14 protein-coding genes are annotated in these 15,308 nt (G+C 74.8%); 8 read left to right on the top strand and 6 right to left on the bottom strand.

Going from position 1 to position 15,308, the window contains the following annotated elements:
* The first annotated feature begins 75 nt into the window (after window positions 1-75).
* The 3 genes from ACY0MR_RS21280 to ACY0MR_RS21270 are packed head-to-tail and all read left to right on the top strand — an operon-like array spanning window position 76 to window position 2,439.
* Window positions 76-1,218, top strand: a complete 1,143-nt coding sequence (locus ACY0MR_RS21280) for a lipid-transfer protein (RefSeq protein WP_388806644.1) — start codon at window positions 76-78, stop codon at window positions 1,216-1,218.
* Window positions 1,219-1,231: 13 nt separating this feature from the next.
* Window positions 1,232-1,657, top strand: coding sequence for a Zn-ribbon domain-containing OB-fold protein (locus tag ACY0MR_RS21275; RefSeq protein WP_361857753.1), 426 nt, complete (start codon window positions 1,232-1,234; stop codon window positions 1,655-1,657).
* Window positions 1,654-2,439 carry an enoyl-CoA hydratase/isomerase family protein gene (locus ACY0MR_RS21270; protein WP_392866129.1) on the top strand — a complete coding sequence of 262 codons (786 nt, stop codon included), beginning with the start codon at window positions 1,654-1,656 and terminating at the stop codon, window positions 2,437-2,439. The genes ACY0MR_RS21275 and ACY0MR_RS21270 overlap by 4 nt, the downstream gene beginning before the upstream one ends.
* On the opposite strand, the gene ACY0MR_RS21265 is transcribed toward ACY0MR_RS21270, so the two are convergent.
* Window positions 2,426-3,028 carry a hypothetical protein gene (locus tag ACY0MR_RS21265; protein WP_404085266.1) on the bottom strand — a complete coding sequence of 201 codons (603 nt, stop codon included), beginning with the start codon at window positions 3,026-3,028 and terminating at the stop codon, window positions 2,426-2,428. The two genes, ACY0MR_RS21270 and ACY0MR_RS21265, sit on opposite strands and share 14 nt — an antisense overlap.
* 124 nt (window positions 3,029-3,152) lie before the next feature.
* On the opposite strand from ACY0MR_RS21265, the gene ACY0MR_RS21260 reads away from it, so the two are divergent.
* Complete coding sequence (locus ACY0MR_RS21260; RefSeq protein WP_388806650.1) at window positions 3,153-3,764, top strand: hypothetical protein; 612 nt, start codon at window positions 3,153-3,155, stop codon at window positions 3,762-3,764.
* Between the two features lie 58 nt (window positions 3,765-3,822).
* Here the strand turns inward: ACY0MR_RS21260 and afsK are convergent, their stop codons facing one another.
* Both afsK and ACY0MR_RS21250 read right to left on the bottom strand, forming a co-directional pair.
* Window positions 3,823-6,240, bottom strand: coding sequence for a protein serine/threonine kinase AfsK (gene afsK, locus ACY0MR_RS21255; RefSeq protein ID WP_388806652.1), 2,418 nt, complete (start codon window positions 6,238-6,240; stop codon window positions 3,823-3,825).
* A gap of 136 nt (window positions 6,241-6,376) precedes the next feature.
* Complete coding sequence (locus tag ACY0MR_RS21250; RefSeq protein ID WP_388806654.1) at window positions 6,377-7,162, bottom strand: VOC family protein; 786 nt, start codon at window positions 7,160-7,162, stop codon at window positions 6,377-6,379.
* A 320-nt stretch (window positions 7,163-7,482) separates the two neighbouring features.
* Here ACY0MR_RS21250 and ACY0MR_RS21245 point away from each other — a divergent pair, with 320 nt between their 5' ends.
* Window positions 7,483-8,130, top strand: coding sequence for a TetR family transcriptional regulator (locus tag ACY0MR_RS21245; RefSeq protein WP_361852592.1), 648 nt, complete (start codon window positions 7,483-7,485; stop codon window positions 8,128-8,130).
* A 103-nt stretch (window positions 8,131-8,233) separates the two neighbouring features.
* On the opposite strand, the gene ACY0MR_RS21240 is transcribed toward ACY0MR_RS21245, so the two are convergent.
* On the bottom strand, window positions 8,234-8,704 hold the full coding sequence (locus ACY0MR_RS21240; RefSeq protein ID WP_361852595.1) for a nitroreductase family deazaflavin-dependent oxidoreductase: 471 nt from the start codon (window positions 8,702-8,704) through the stop codon (window positions 8,234-8,236).
* Window positions 8,705-9,943 (bottom strand): acyl-CoA dehydrogenase family protein, encoded by a 1,239-nt coding sequence (locus tag ACY0MR_RS21235; RefSeq protein ID WP_473554706.1) that lies wholly within the window; start codon window positions 9,941-9,943, stop codon window positions 8,705-8,707.
* A 105-nt stretch (window positions 9,944-10,048) separates the two neighbouring features.
* On the opposite strand from ACY0MR_RS21235, the gene ACY0MR_RS21230 reads away from it, so the two are divergent.
* The 3 genes from ACY0MR_RS21230 to ACY0MR_RS21220 all read left to right on the top strand — a co-directional run bounded on the left by ACY0MR_RS21230 (window position 10,049) and on the right by ACY0MR_RS21220 (window position 13,322).
* Window positions 10,049-11,260 (top strand): thiolase C-terminal domain-containing protein, encoded by a 1,212-nt coding sequence (locus tag ACY0MR_RS21230; protein WP_451060578.1) that lies wholly within the window; start codon window positions 10,049-10,051, stop codon window positions 11,258-11,260.
* A 110-nt stretch (window positions 11,261-11,370) separates the two neighbouring features.
* A complete protein-coding gene (locus ACY0MR_RS21225) occupies window positions 11,371-12,672 on the top strand; it encodes an FAD-dependent monooxygenase (RefSeq protein ID WP_473554703.1) in 1,302 nt (433 codons plus the stop codon).
* Window positions 12,669-13,322: a pyridoxine/pyridoxamine 5'-phosphate oxidase gene (locus tag ACY0MR_RS21220; RefSeq protein ID WP_388806663.1), complete on the top strand. Its 654-nt coding sequence runs from the start codon at window positions 12,669-12,671 to the stop codon at window positions 13,320-13,322. The genes ACY0MR_RS21225 and ACY0MR_RS21220 overlap by 4 nt, the downstream gene beginning before the upstream one ends.
* Window positions 13,323-13,329: 7 nt before the next feature.
* Here the strand turns inward: ACY0MR_RS21220 and ACY0MR_RS21215 are convergent, their stop codons facing one another.
* Complete coding sequence (locus ACY0MR_RS21215; RefSeq protein WP_473554700.1) at window positions 13,330-15,213, bottom strand: AMP-dependent synthetase/ligase; 1,884 nt, start codon at window positions 15,211-15,213, stop codon at window positions 13,330-13,332.
* Window positions 15,214-15,308 lie beyond the last annotated feature (95 nt).

Raw genomic sequence — 15,308 nt, 5'->3', positions numbered from 1 at the left:
CCCTGTAGCTGACTATCCGTCAGATTAGTTGTAGCCTGACGCGCTGTCAGCAGTGCTGCCCCATGAGGAGGTCCGGTGCTCAAGGACGCCACGGCCATCGTCGGCATAGGTCAGACGGCCTTCGCCAGACAACTTCCCGAGACGGAGAGGACACTCGCCTGCCGGGCGATCCTCGCCGCCCTCGACGACGCCGGGATCGCACCCTCCGAGGTCGACGGTTTCGCCTCGTACACGATGGAGGAGACCGACGAGGTCGAGGTCGCCAAGGCCATCGGCGCCGGCGACGTCACCTTCTTCTCCAAGGTCGGCTACGGCGGCGGCGGTTCCTGCGCCACCGTCGGCCACCTCGCCGCCGCCGTGGCCACCGGCCAGGCCACCGTCGGCGTCGCCTGGCGCTCCCGGAAGCGGGGCAGCGGCCCCCGCCCCTGGAAGAACACCGCCGTCCAGCTGCCGACCCCCGGCCAGTGGACCCGCCCCTTCGGGCTGCTCCGCCCCGCCGACGAGATCGGCATGCTGGCCCGGCGCTACATGCACGAGTACGGCGCGACCCGCGACCACCTCTTCAACGTGGCCCTGGCCTGCCGCAACCGCGCCAACCAGAACCCCGACGCGATCATGTACGAGCGCCCGCTGACCCGCGAGATGTACATGACCTCGCGCTGGATCAGCGACCCGCTCTGCCTCTTCGACAACTGCCTGGAGACCGACGGCGCCCTGGCCTGCGTCGTCGTCTCCGCCGAGCGGGCCCGCGACTGCCGCCGGAAGCCCGTCTACGTGCACTCCGCCGCCCAGGGCCTGCCCGCCCAGCACCACGGCATGGTCAACTACTGGAACGACGACCCGCTCTCCGGCCCCGCCTGGACCGCCGCCCGCCACCTGTGGAAACAGGCCGACTTCGGCCCCCAGGACGTCGACGTCGCCCAGATCTACGACGCCTTCACCCCGCTCATCCCCCTCTCCCTGGAGGGCTACGGCTTCTGCGGCCGCGGCGAGGGCGCCGCCTTCACCGAGGGCGGGGCCCTGGAGACCGGCGGCCGGCTGCCGATCAACACGGGCGGCGGCGGACTCAGCGAGGCCTACGTCCACGGCTTCAACCTCATCAACGAGGGCGTGAAGCAGCTCCGCGGCACCTCCACCGCCCAAGTCCCCGACGCCGCCACCTGCCTGGTCACCGCCGGCGAGGGCGTCCCCACCTCCGCCATCCTGCTGCGCGCCTGAGGAGCTGGTCCCCATGCTGACCCCCGTCACCGACGAGGACGGCGCCCCCTTCTGGGAGTACGCCGCCCGGGGCGAACTGCGCGTCCAGAGCTGCGCCGACTGCGGCGAGCTGCGCTTCCCGCCCCGCCCCTGCTGCCCGCACTGCCAGTCGTTCGCGAGCGAGTGGCGCCCGATGTCCGGCCGCGGCCGGATCTGGTCGTACGTGTTCCCCCACCCGCCCCTGCTGCCCGACTACGCCGCCCAGGCCCCGTACAACGCGGTGATCGTCGAGCTCGCCGACGCCCCCCGCATCCGCCTCGTCGGCAACGTGGTCGCCGCCCCGGACGCCCCGCTCGACTCCGTCGACCCGAGCCGGCTCCGGATCGGGGCCGCGGTGCGGGTGGCCTTCGCCGAGATCGACGGCGTCGTCGTCCCGCGCTGGCTCCTGGAACGCGGATGAGCACCCCGGGCATCACGGTCGAGCGGGACGGGGAGACCGGCGTCGCCGTCGTCACCCTCGACCGGCCCGAGCGGCACAACGCGATCACCCTCGACATGGCCCGCGCGCTGGGCGCCGTCTGGCGGGGGTTCCGGTACGAGGACGAGGTCCGCGCGATCGTCGTCACCGGGGCCGGCGGGCGGGCCTTCTCCACCGGCATCGACCGGACCGCGGTCGGGGACGTGCCCCAGCCCTCCTCCCCGTACGCCGTCGACGACCCGCTGCTCGCGATCGGCCCCAAGGCCAACGACCTGTGGAAGCCGGTCGTCGCCGCCGTCGAGGGGATGGCCTGCGGCGGGGCGTTCTACCTGCTCGGCGAGGCCGAGTTCCTGATCGCGGGCGAGGACGCCGCCTTCTTCGACCCGCACACCACCTACGGCATGGTGAGCGCCTTCGAGACCGTCCACATGGCGCTGCGCATGCCGCACGGGGAGGTCGCCCGGATGGCGCTCATGGGCGGCGCCGAGCGGATCTCGGCCCGGCGCGCGTACGAGACCGGGCTGGTCTCCGAGCTGACCCCGCCCGGCGGGGCGCTGGCCGCGGCCCGCGCGGCGGCCGCCGTCGTCGCGGGCCATCCGACGGAGGCGGTCCAGGGGACGGTCCGGGCGCTGTGGTCGGTGAAGGAGGCGGCCCGGGCCCAGGCGCTGGCGCACGCGCCACACCTGGTCGCCCTGGGGAACCTGCCCGCGGACCGTCAGGCGGAGCTGTTCGGGAAGCGGGGGTCGGGGTTCAGGACGAGGTAGCCGACGGGGTGGCGGTGGAGGCGCCGGGCGCCGGCACCTCCCCCTCGACGTAGGCGAAGCACTCCTTCACCCGCGCGACGGCCCCGGGGTGGGCCATGCCCACCTCGAAGGTCTTCGTGCCCCTGCGGCCGACGGTCACCGTCGTCACGGCCTGGTCCACCTTCGCCAGGCCCGTGCCGCTGAACTCCACGCGGATCCGGAAGGTCTTCTCCTCCCACGCGTCCGAGGTGATCCTCAGCGTCGTGGTCGTGTCCGCCCGGCGGGCCGGGCGGCCCTTGCGCTTCTTCTGCGCGGGCTTCACGCAGTCGACGGTGGTGACGCGGACGTCCGCGGTCGGTGAGGCCGTCGGCGTCGGATCGTAGGTGTACGGATCGGCCGTGCCGCCGCCCGAGCCGCTGTAGTCGTCGTTGTCCTTCTCGTCGCTGGAGCAGCCGCCGCCCGAGTCGTCGTCGGATCCGCGGCTCTTGCTCTTGCCGCTCTTGCTCTTCCCGCCGCCACCGCCGCTGCTGCCGTGGCCCGTGTGGAAGCCGGTCAGCGCCAGCACCACCACCGCGAGCGTCGCCGCGAGCTTCAGACGTGTGCGCACCATCGCCGCTCCCCGTCCTCCCTGTCGTGTCCGCGCCACTTTAGTGGGGCCCGTCGGCCGCGTGGCGGGGCCCCCGCTCCCGGCGTAGCGTCGGGAGCGGGAGCAGGACCCCGAGGAGGCCGCAGCGATGATCCGTAACCTCGCCGGCTCGGTCCTGGCTCTCGCCGGAGCGACGGCCGCCGTCTGGAGCCCCTTCCGTGCCTGGTACGACGGCCGTCACGGACGCGACTACGCGATCGACGAGCTCTTCACCGGCATCACCGACGCCCGGCCCGAGGTCATCGGGTCGATCCTCGCGCCGTTCCTCTTCGCCGCCCTGCTGACCCTGCTCGGCGTGCTGCTGCGCTCGCGGCTGCTGGTCGCGTTCGCCGGGCTCGTCGTCCTCGGCTTCACCGTGCTGTGGATGGTGCGGGTCGGGCAGGCCGAGGGCGGCCTCACGGTCGGCGGCGACGGCGCCGGGCTCGGCGACGGGGTCGCGAACGCCCTGGGCGGCGGCGTCCTGCTGCTGATCGGCGCGCTCGTCATGTCGGGCAGGTCCCGTGCCCCGCACCGCGGGGACCGGCCGCCGCCGCGATCCCCCCGCCCCCCGTCGGACGGACCCCGTCCCGGGGACCCGGACCCCCGGGAGGATCCGCGGGCGCATCCGCAGGCCCCGGCGCCGTACGCGGCGACGCAGACCTACGACGTGCCGGTCTGGGACCCCGACCGGGAACGGCGGAACCCGCCGCCGGGGAGCTGAGACTCCCCCGGGGCGGGTCCCCTTCGTGGGCGCGGTCCCGGCCCGCGCCGGTACCGTCCTAGCGCGCGGCGGCCCCCCGGCCGGTGGCCGTGCCCTTGGCCGCGTCGAGCGCGTACACGCAGCGGTCCTTGCTGCAGGCGTAGACGACGCCGCCCCTGACCACCGGCGAGCCGGTGATCTCGCCGCCGGTCGCGAGCTTCCAGCGCAGCTGCCCGCCGGTCGCGTCCAGCGTGTAGAGGACGTGGTCGGCCGAGCCGAAGTGGACCCGGCCGTCGGCGACGACGGGCGAGCCGACCAGTTCGCCGCCGGCCGCGAACCGCCACCGGGGCGTGCCGGTGACCGCGTCGAGCGTGTACAGCGCGCTGCCGCTGCCGACGTGGACGTTGCCGTCGGCGACGAGGACGGGCTCGGTCGACTGGCGCGGCTCGGTCGCGATGCGCCAGCGGTCCTGGCCGGTGGTGGCGTCGAGGGCGTAGACCGTGCCGAGGTGGTCGGAGAGGTACACCCCGCCGCCCGTGACGGCCGGTCCGGGGGCGAACGCCGGCGGGGAGGTGAAGACGGCCGGCGCCTCGAAGTGCCAGCGGACGTGCCCCGCGGCGACGTCGATCGACAGGACCCGGGTGCCGGCGGAGACGTACACCCAGCCGTCCTCGGCCGGGGCCACCCGGACGGGCACGTTGGCGCAGGAGGCGGCGTCGCCGATCGGGTACGACCAGCGCTCCGATCCGGTGCGGGCGTCGAGGGCCTGGAGCCGGGCGTCCCGCCACACGTACACGGTGTCGCCGTGCACGGCGGGCCCCGCCTCCGGGGTCTCGAAGTCGGTCTGGGCTCCGGTGATCTCCCACAGCTTGGCGCCGTTGGAGGCCTCCCAGGCCTGCACGCCGCCGCCGCGCGTCCCGGTGACGACGGTGCCCCGGTCGACCTGGAGCGAGTACACCCAGGCGTCGGTCCGGAGCCGCCAGCGCTCGGTGCCGTCGGTCGCGTCGAGGGCGTAGAGGGTGGGCCCGTCGGAGGCGTGGATCCGGCCCGCGTCGACGGCCATGGACCAGGCCACGTCCCGGGTCTTGAACTGGCGCCGGCCGCTGCCGGTGTCCAGGGCGTGTACCTCGAAAGAGGTCACGTACAACAGGTCGCCGTCCACGACCGGGGTACCCCAGACGTCGTTCGACATCCGGAAGCGCCACGGCCGCCAGGGGCCGGGCTCGGCCGGCGCGGCCTGGTCGGAGCCCTGCGGCGGCACGTTGACCGGGCGGGAGCCGGGCGGCGGGCCGGGCTCCCCGGCGTACGAACCGTGGTCCGCGCCGTGCGGGCCGCCGCCGGGCGGCCGGATCCAGCCGGTCGCCGGTCCGGCGTCGGCGCCGCGGCCGACGGCGAGCGCCGCACGGGTGTCCGCGACCCGCGGCCCGGGGCCGATCGGGACGGTCGCACCGGCGAGGCGCACGGGTCCGCCGCCGCTCTCGACGGGTCCCGCGTGCCGGCCTCCGGCGGCGGCCGGCTCCGGGAAGCGCGGGTCACCGCCCCGCTCGGCGGGCTGCCGGGGCGGGCGCGGCGGCATCGGCGGCGCGGTGGCCTGCGGGGCGGGGCGGCCGCCGCGGCGGGTCTCGATCATGTCGGTGGCGCTCCGCGGCAGCCAGGCCGAGGCCGTGCCGCTGTCGTCGCTGCCGGGGCCGAAGAGGTGCGGGGCCAGCTGGGCCTGGAGGTCGGCCGGGGTGGGCCGGCGGCTGACGTCCATCTGCATGCAGGAGTCGATGAGGGGCCGCAGCTCGTCGGGCAGGCCCTCCAGGTCGGGTCCCTCGCGCAGCAGCATGAAGACGGTCTCGACCGGGTTCGCGCCGTGGAACGGCGCGTGACCGGTGGCCGCGAAGACCAGCATCGAGCCCAGCGAGAAGACGTCGCTGGCGCCGGTGACGCTGCGCGAGTCGCGGGCCTGCTCGGGCGACATGTAGGCCGGGGTGCCGACGGCGACGTTGGTCATGGTCAGGCGCGTGTTGGAGACGCCCGACGCGATGCCGAAGTCGATCACCCGGGGGCCGTCCTCGACGACGAGGACGTTGGAGGGCTTGAGGTCGCGGTGGACCAGGCCCGCTCCGTGGATGGACTGCAGGGCCTCGGCGACGCCGGCGGCCAGCCAGCGCACGGCCTGGGCCGGGAGCGGTCCGCACTCGTTCACTATCTCTTCGAGCGAGGGCGCGGGGACGTACGCGGTCGCCAGCCAGGGCACGGCGGCCCGCGGGTCGGCGTCCACGACGGCGGCCGTGTAGAAGCCGGAGACCGCCCGCGCGGCCTCCACCTCACGGGTGAAGCGGACCCGGAACAGCTGGTCCTCCGCGAGCTCCGTGCGCACGGTCTTGATCGCCACGCGCCGGCCCGAGGCCGAGCGTGCGAGATAGACCAGACCCATTCCGCCCGCGCCGAGCCGGCCCAGCACCTCGAAGGGCCCGATACGTCTCGGGTCGTGCTGCGTCAGCTGTTCCACTTGCCTGCCACCTCCCCGTACGGGCCATGAGGGTACGGCCCCGTGGCCCTGATTCTTCCTGTCCGAGGGCCCGGTTGCGAACCCGGGGGCGGATCGGGGTGTCTCAGGTCATAAGGAAGCCCGCCGCGGGGGGTCCTCACGCCGGGCGGGACGGCTCCGAGAGGACCGCGAACCGCGCGCCCTGGTCGTCGCGGAGGACGGCGATCCGGCCGTGCGGGGTGTCGAAGGCGGGGGTGGCGACCCGTCCGCCGAGCCGGAGGGTCGTCTCGCAGGCCTCGTCGCAGTCGTCGACGACGAAGTAGACGAGGACGTGGCCCGGCATCTCCGCGGGGAAGTCGTCGCCGATGACGGCGCGGCCGCCGAAGGCGCTGTCGTCGCCGGGCCGGGAGCCGGGGGGCGACCAGACGCGGTAGTCGAAGCCGGCGTCCCGGCCCTCCTCCTCGGGGTCGGCCTGGCGGCCGAGGTAGCCGAAGACGGCGGCGTAGAAGGTGTCGACGGCGTCGGGGCGGCGCGTGTACACCTCCATCCAGCAGAAGGAGCCCGGTGCGTCGGTCACCTCGAAGCCGTCGTCGTCCCCGGACTGGCGGAGGCCGAAGACGGCGCCGCCGGGGTCGGCGGCGAGCGCGAGGACGCCGAAGGGGCCGACGGGGTAGGGCTCCATGACCATCCGGCCGCCGGCGGCCCTGATCCGGGCGGCGAGGGCGCCGGCGTCCCGGGTGGCCAGGTAGAGGGTCCAGGTGGTGGGCATGCGGCCGTCGCGCTTGGGGAGGAGGCCGGCCACCCGGCGCCCGTCGAGGAGGGCCTCGTCGCGGTCGGGGTCGAAGGTCCAGCCGAAGAGCTCGCCGTAGAAGCGCTTGCCCGCCCGCAGGTCGGGCAGCTGCGCCTCCACCCAGCAGGGGGTGCCCTCGGTGCGTGCGGCCATGTCCCCACGCTAGGTCGGCGGACACGGTCCCGCAGGGCGCCACGACACCCGGACATGCGAACAAAGTGCCGATTTATCGCGATGGAACCCTTGGGACGCCTGGGTTGTCCACCGAAGTTGTCCACAGGCTGTTCATAAGCCTATTCGAGGGGGGAGCCGCTCCGCCGCCCGTCAGGAGTGGCGCGATCCCGCCCCTCCCCCGCGACGGCCCGCCCGCGGAGACACGCGTGCCGACCTCGGAGAACACGCGTGGCCGGGGGGTGCACCCCATTTGCAGTCGGCCGAATCGCGCGCCGACACCCCCTCGGTAAGCTGACGGCATGACAGGACAAGTACGCACCGTCGACGGCCGCGTGGCCGGACGACGCGGCCAGGCGACGCGGCAGAAGCTGCTCGACTGCCTCGGTGAGATGCTCAGCTCCTCGCCCTACCGGGACGTCAAGGTCATCGATGTGGCCCGGAAGGCGGGTACTTCACCCGCGACGTTCTATCAGTACTTCCCGGACGTCGAGGGGGCCGTTCTCGAGATCGCGGAGGAAATGGCCAAGGAGGGAGCCGGGTTGACCGAACTGGTCTCCGGCCGCTCCTGGGTCGGCAAGGCCGGCTGGCAGACCTCCGAGGAACTCGTCGAGGGCTTCCTGGACTTCTGGCGGAAGCACGACGCGATCCTCCGGGTCGTGGACCTCGGCGCGGCGGAGGGCGACAAGCGGTTCTACAAGATCCGCATGAAGATCCTGAACTCGGTCACCAACTCCCTCACGGACGCGGTGAAGGAGCTCCAGGCCAAGGGCAAGGTCGACAAGGAGGTCAACCCCGCCGCCATGGCCGGCTCGCTGGTGGCGATGCTGGCCGCGGTCGCCGGCCACCAGAAGGGCTTCACGACCTGGGGCGTGAAGCAGGCCGAACTCAAGCCCAACCTGGCCCTGTTGGTGCATCTGGGCATCACCGGCAAGAAGCCGACCAGATAGCCCCGACCCCTCCTCCACCCGTCCTGTCGTCGACGCCGGCGGCGGCCCGCCCCCACGGACCGCCGTCGGCGTCGCCGTGTCCGGGGGCCGGTCCGCCCGCCGGTCACCGCCGGGCCAGTCGGAACAGCCTGATCTCGCGCTCGATCCGCGCCTGGTACGTGGCGTACGGCGGCCAGAACTCCAGGGCCGCCCGCCAGGCCTCGGCGCGCTCCTCGCCCGTGAGGAGCCGGGCCCGTACGGGGATGTCCTCGCCCTTCCAGTTCACCTCGGCGTCCGGATGGGCGAGCAGGTTCGCGGTCCACGACGGATGTCCCGGGCGGCCGAAGTTGGAGCCGACGAGCAGCCATCCGCCGTCCGCCTCCGGCATGCAGGCGAGCGGGGTGACCCGGGCCAGCCCGCTCCTGGCCCCCCGGGCGGTCAGCACCACGCCGGGCAGCATCCGGGCACTGAGCAGGACCTTTCCCCCGGTCAGCCGGTGCACGGCCTTGTCCATGGCGGGGACCACGTGCGGGCCGATCCGGGCGAAGGTCCTGGTCGAGGACATCTTCTGCAGGAGGGTGCGTCCGACGGGCATCTACGCCGCCACCTCTCCGAGGAGTCCGGTCCGTTCCGCCGCGCGGGCGCGCAGCCGCCGCACGGGCCCGAAGAGCAGTTCGTCGGAGGCGGCCCGCCGGAAGAAGGGCTGCGCCTCGTGCTCCCCGGTGACGCCGAGGGCGCCGGGGAGCCGGACGCACTCGCCGGCGGCGGCGCGGAGCGCCTCCAGGGCGTGGGCTAGGGCGAGCGGTCCGCCGGCGGGCCCGGGGCCGGGCTCCCGGGCGGCGGCGTACGTGAGGGAGCGCGCGGCCTCGACCTGGACGCAGAGGTCGGCGAGGCGGTGGCCGGCCGCCGGGAGGGCGCCGGCGGGCCGGCCGGGCCGCTCGTGCGCGGAGGCGTGGGCGAGGGTCCGGTCGAGGGCCTCCCGGGCCGTGCCGACGGCCTCGGCGGCCAGCATGACGGCGGCGGCGCGCCCGGTGGCCGCGAGGGCGGCGAGGACGTCGGCGGGCTCCTCGCCGAGCAGTTCGGCGGCGGTGTCGCGGAACTGGACGGAGGCCTGCGGGCGGGTGGGGTCGAGGGTGGGCCGCCGGGCGCGGACGAGTCCGTCGGCGCGCCGCTCCGCCTCGTCCGCCCGGACGAGGAAGAGCAGGGTGCGGCTGCGGGCGAAGCCGCCGGCGTGGGCGGCGACGAGGAGCAGTCCCGCGCTGTGTCCGTCGAGGACCTGGGCGGCCTCGCCGTACAGGCGCCAGCCCCCGTCGGCGGCGCGGGCCTGGACGCCGCCCGCGCGGCCGCCGCCGGACCAGTCCTCGGCGGCGTTGTCGCCGGTGAGGCCGAGGGCGAGCGCGAGCGAGCCGCCGGGGGCCGCGAGGGCGCAGGTCAGGCCGCCGTCGGCGAGCGCGGGGAGGATCGCGGCGCGCTGCCCGGGGGTGCCGAGGGCGGTGAGGAGCGGTGCGGCGAGGACGGCGGTGGCGAGGAGCGGGGAGGGGGCGAGGGCGCGGCCGGCCTCCTCGCAGGCGAGGGCGAGGGCGGCGGGGCCGCCGCCTCCCCCGTACTCCTCGGGGAGGGCGAGTCCGGCGATGCCGAGGGTGCCGGACATCCGGGCCCAGAGGCCGGGGTCGTACCCCTGGGGTGTGGCGGTGGCCGCGCGGTTCTCCTGCGGTCCGGCCCGTTCGGCGAGCAGCGCGCGCAGGGCGCGGCGGATCCCCTGCGGCTCCTCGGCGGGCGGGGCGGCGGGCGGGGCGGTTCCGGCGGCGAGCGCTGCGCTGTCGGCGGCGTCCATGGGGCTCCCTCCGTATCTGACGGTGCGTCATGCTAGGCCCGTGCCGGGCCGGTTGCCAGAGTCACGCCGGTCCCGATCCGGCAGATCTGATGTACCGTCAGATTCATGCCGACCCCTGCGCCCGCCCCCGTGCCGACGACCGCGCGCACCACCGCACGCGCCGCCGTCCGCAGACCCCGCCGTGTCGCCGTCGCCGGAGTGGCCCTCGCCGACTGCGGCCGGGTCGACGAGGCCACCCCCCACGCCCTGCACGCCCAGGCGGCCCGGCGCGCGCTGGCGGACAGCGGCCTGGACCGCTCGCTGATCGACGGCCTCGCCTCGGCGGGCCTCGGCACCCTCGCCCCGGTCGAGGTCGCCGAGTACCTCGGCCTCCGGCCCCGCTGGGTGGACTCGACCGCCGTCGGCGGCGCCACCTGGGAGGTCATGGCCGGGCACGCCGCCGACGCGATCGCCGCGGGGCACGCGAACGCGGTCCTCCTCGTGTACGGCTCCACCGCGCGCGCCGACATCCGGGCCCGGCGCCGCACCGCCAACCTGTCCTTCGGCGCGCGCGGCCCGCTCCAGTTCGAGGTGCCGTACGGGCACACCCTGATCGCCAAGTACGCGATGGCCGCCCGCCGCCACATGCACGCGTACGGGACCACCCTGGAGGAGCTCGCGGAGGTGGCCGTCCGGGCGCGGGCGAACGCGGCCCTGAACCCGGAGGCGATGTTCCGCGACCCGATCACCGTCGACGACGTCCTGGACGGGCCGATGATCGCGGACCCGTTCACCAGGCTGCACTGCTGCATCCGCAGCGACGGCGGCTGCGCGGTGCTGCTGGTCGCCGAGGAGTACGTCCAGGACTGCCGGACCGCCCCGGTCTGGGTGCTCGGCACCGGGGAGCACGTCTCGCACACCACGATGTCGGAGTGGGAGGACTTCACGGTCTCCCCCGCGGCCGTCAGCGGCCGGCTGGCCTTCGAGCGGGCGGGCGTCCGGCCCGCCGACATCGAGGTGGCGGAGATCTACGACGCCTTCACCTACATGACCCTGGTGACCCTGGAGGACCTGGGCTTCTGCGCGAAGGGCGAGGGCGGGGCGTTCGTCCGGGAGAAGGACGCGCTGCCGGTGAACACCGACGGCGGCGGCCTGTCGGCCTGCCATCCGGGGATGCGGGGACTCTTCCTGCTGGTGGAGGCGGTGCGGCAGCTGCGCGGGGAGGCGCCGGGCCTCCAGGTGCGACGGCCGGACGGCTCGCTGCCGGAGCTGGCGGTGGCCTCGGGCACCGGGGGCTGGTTCTGCTCCTCGGGGACGGTGGTGTTGGGCCGCTCGTGACCCCGACCCAGCCATCTATACAACCGTCATAGACAATCGTGTAGTACATCCGTATAGTCATGTCCGCGGGCAGGGGAACGGCCCGCAGCCACCCGACGAGGAGTCCTGCCATGAGCAGCACCGCGCACCGCAGCCCGCAGACCGCCGCCCACGCGGCCGCCCGGCCCGCCGCCACGACCGTCCTGATCTCCGGCGCCTCGATCGCCGGCCCCGCCCTCGCGCTCTGGCTGCACCGCTACGGCTTCGCGCCCACCGTCGTCGAGCGCGCCCCCGCACTCCGCACCGGCGGCTACAAGGTGGACGTCCGGGGCACCGCGATCGAGGTCTGCCGCCGGATGGGCGTCCTCGACGACATCCGCGCCCGCTCCACCGACATGCGCGGCGGCTCCTACGTCGACGGCGCCGGACGCACCATCGGCGAACTGCCCGCCGACATCTTCGGCGGCCGCGTCGAGGGGGACGACGAGATCATGCGCGGCGAGCTCGCCCGCATCCTGTACGACCGCACCCGCGAGGACGTCGAGTACGTCTTCGGCGACTCGATCGCCGCCCTGGACGAGGACGCCGACGGCGTCGCCGTCACCTTCGACAGCGGCACCGTCCGCCGCTTCGACCTGGTCGTCGGCGCCGACGGACTCCACTCGAACACCCGGAGGCTCGCCTTCGGCCCCGAGGAGCGGTACAAGCGCCACCTCGGGGCGTACATCTCGATCTTCACCGCCCCCAACCACCTCGGCCTGGACCGCTGGGAGACCTACCACGCCCTCCCCGGGAAGCTGGTCTGCGTCTACAACTCGGCCGGCGAGAGCGACGCCAGGAACCTCTTCGTCTTCTCCTCGCCCGAACTCCCCCACGACCCCCGGGACGTCGCCGCGCAGAAGCGCGCCCTCGCCGACCGGTTCGCCGGAGACGGCTGGGAGGTCCCCCGGCTCCTCGGCCACGCCGCCGACGCCGACGACTTCTACCTCGACTCCATGTCCCTGATCGAGATGGACCGCTGGTCCCGGGGCCGGGTCGTCCTCCTGGGCGACGCCGCCCACTGCGCCTCCCCCGCCTCCGGCCAGGGCACCGGCCTCGCCCTCACCGGCGCCTACGTCCTGGCGGGCGAACTGGCCCGCGCCGGCGGCGACCACACCGTGGCCTTCGCCCGCTACGAGCGGCTCATGCGGCCCGGCGTCGAGCAGAACCAGAGGATGGCCGAGGGCTTCGTCGGGGAGATGACCGTCGCCTCGAAGTGGAGGATCGCCCTGCGCATGCTCATGGTCCGCACCCTGCCGAAGACCCCCTGGAGGAACCTCGTCGCGAAGAGGATCCGCGACGGCATCCAGGCGGCCGCCCACGCGGTCCCGCTCGTCGACTACCCGGCTCCGGACGCCGCTGGCGCCGCCGCACGCCCTACCGTGGCCGCATGACCGACTTCCACCGCGCCCTCCGCTCCCTGAAGGTCTGGGACACCGAACTCCCCGCCTTCGACCCGGCGGGCGCCCCGCCCGAGCCGCTCCCGCTCTTCCACGACTGGTTCACGGCCGCGGTCGCCGCCGGCCAGAGCGAGCCGCACACCCTCTCCCTGGCCACCGCCGGCGAGGACGGCAGGCCCGACGTCCGCATCGTGATGCTGCACGACGCCGACGCGCGCGGCTGGCACTTCGCCACCCACGCCACCAGCGCCAAGGGCCGCCAGCTCGCCGCCGTCCCGGAGGCCGCGCTCGTCTTCTACTGGCCGGTCCAGGGCCGCCAGGTCCGCATCCGCGGCCACGTCGCCACCGGGACGGCCGAGGAGGCGTACGCGGACCTCCACGCACGCACCACGGGCGCCCTCGCCTCGGCCCTGGTCGGCCGGCAGAGCGAGGTCCTCGACTCCCCCGGGACCCTCGCCGAGGCGAGCGCCCGGGCCTGGGAGCGGGCCCGGGCGGAACCGGACGCCGAGGCCCCCACCTGGACGCTCTACGTCGTCGAGCCGGACGAGGTCGAGTTCTTCCAGGGCGACGCGCAGCGCCGCCACCTCCGCCTCCGCTACCGCCGCACGACCGACGGCTGGACCCGCGAACTCCTCTGGCCCTAGGGCGCGTTCAGGCGCCCGCCCCGGATTCGTACATCTCCTCGATGTCCCGGGCGAAGTCCCGCAGCACCGCCCGGCGCTTGAGCTTCAGGGACGGGGTCAGGTGCCCGGAGCCCTCCGAGAACTCCGTGCTCAGCACCCGGAAGTCGCGGATCGACTCCGCCCGCGACACCAGCCGGTTGGCGTCCTCCACCGCCCGCCCGAGGGCGGCCAGCAGCTCCTCGTCCCGGGTCAGCTCCCAGAGCGCCAGGTGGTCCTTGTGCCGCATCCGCCGCCAGTGCAGCAGGCCCTCGTGGTCGAGGGTGATCAGGGCGGTGACGTACGGGCGGTCGTCGCCCAGGACCATGCACTGGGCGACCAGGGGGTGGGCGCGCAGCCAGTCCTCCAGCGGGGCCGGGGCGACGTTCTTCCCCGCCGAGGTGATGAGGATGTCCTTCTTGCGGCCGGTGATCCGCAGATAGCCGTCCGCGTCGAGCGAGCCCAGGTCCCCGGTCGGGAACCAGCCGTCGTCCGTGTACGGCACCGCCGCCCCGCGCTGGGCGTCCCAGTAGCCGGCGAAGACGTGGCCGCCCTTGAGCCAGACCTCGCCGTCGCCGGCGATCCGGACCGACGTGCCGGGCAGCGGCCAGCCGACCGTGCCGGTCCGGGGCCGCCGCGGCGGGGTGACCGTCGACGCGGCCGTGGTCTCCGTCAGGCCGTACCCCTCGAAGACCTCGACGCCGGCCCCGGCGAAGAACTCGGCGAGCCGGGCGCCGAGCGGGGAGCCGCCGGAGATCACGTACCTCACCCGGCCGCCGAGCGCGGCCCGGATGCGCCGGTAGACGAGCGGGTCGTAGAGCGCCCGCGCGGCCCGCAGCGAGAGCGAGGGGGCGGTCTCCTTGCCGTACCGGCGGGCGACCGAGGCGGCCCGGTCGAAGGCCGCGGCCCGGCCGCCGCGTTCGGCGGTGGCGCGGGCGGCGTTGAAGACCTTCTCCAGGACGTACGGGATCGCGAGGAGGAACGTGGGCCGGAACGCGGCCAGGTCGTCCAGGAGTTCCTGCCCCTCCACCGAGGGGGCGTGCCCGACGCGGACCCGGGCCCGGACGCAGCCGATGGAGACCATCCGCCCGAAGACGTGGGAGAGCGGCAGGAACAGCAGGGTGGCGGCCGGGTCCTTGCTCTCGGAGACGAAGACGGGGTGGAGGAGCCGGACGGCGTTGTCGACCTCGGCGAAGAAGTTGGCGTGGGTGAGGGCGCAGCCCTTGGGCCGGCCGGTGGTGCCCGAGGTGTAGATGAGGGTGGCGAGGGTCTCCGGTGTGAGCAGTCCGCGCCGGGCGGTGACGGCCTCGTCGGCGACCCGGGCGCCCGCGGTGCGGAGCTGGTCGACGGCGCCGGTGTCCAGGACCCAGAGGTGGGCGAGGCCGGGCAGCTGCCGCCGCTCGGCGGAGACCAGCCGGGCCTGGGCGGGGTCCTCGACGACACAGGCGGCGGCGCCCGAGTCCTGGAGGATCCAGCGGGTCTGGAAGGCGGACGAGGTCGGGTAGACGGGGACGGTGACGAGCCCGGCGGCCCAGGCGGCGAAGTCGAGCAGTGTCCACTCGTAGGTGGTGCGGGCCATGAGGGCGAGCCGGTCGCCGGGCCGCAGCCCGTGCGCGATGAGCCCCTTGGCGACGGAGTGGACCTGGGCGGCGAAGGCGGAGGCGGTGACGTCGGACCACCCGCCGTCGGCGTCCTTCCGGGAGAACAGCACCGCCCCGGGGTCCTGGCGGGCGTTGTCGTACGGCAGGTCGGCGAGCGATCCCCGGCGGACGACGGGGACGAGCGGGGGCACGGAGACCTCGCGCACCACCCCGTCCACCAGGGTCTTGTGCGGCTCGACCGGTTCGCTCCCGGACGGTGCGGTGACGACGGACACGTGCGGCTCCTCGGTCTGCGCGATGAACTGAGGTCGTGCGTCGACGAACCGCGGTCACGCCGCGACGGTCCCCCACCGCGGTCCGGTACGTCGCC

The organism is Streptomyces sp. JN8 (assembly GCF_055808075.1).
The sequence above is the reverse complement of the archived record's forward strand: the minus strand, read 5'-3'. Positions and strand labels throughout refer to the sequence as shown.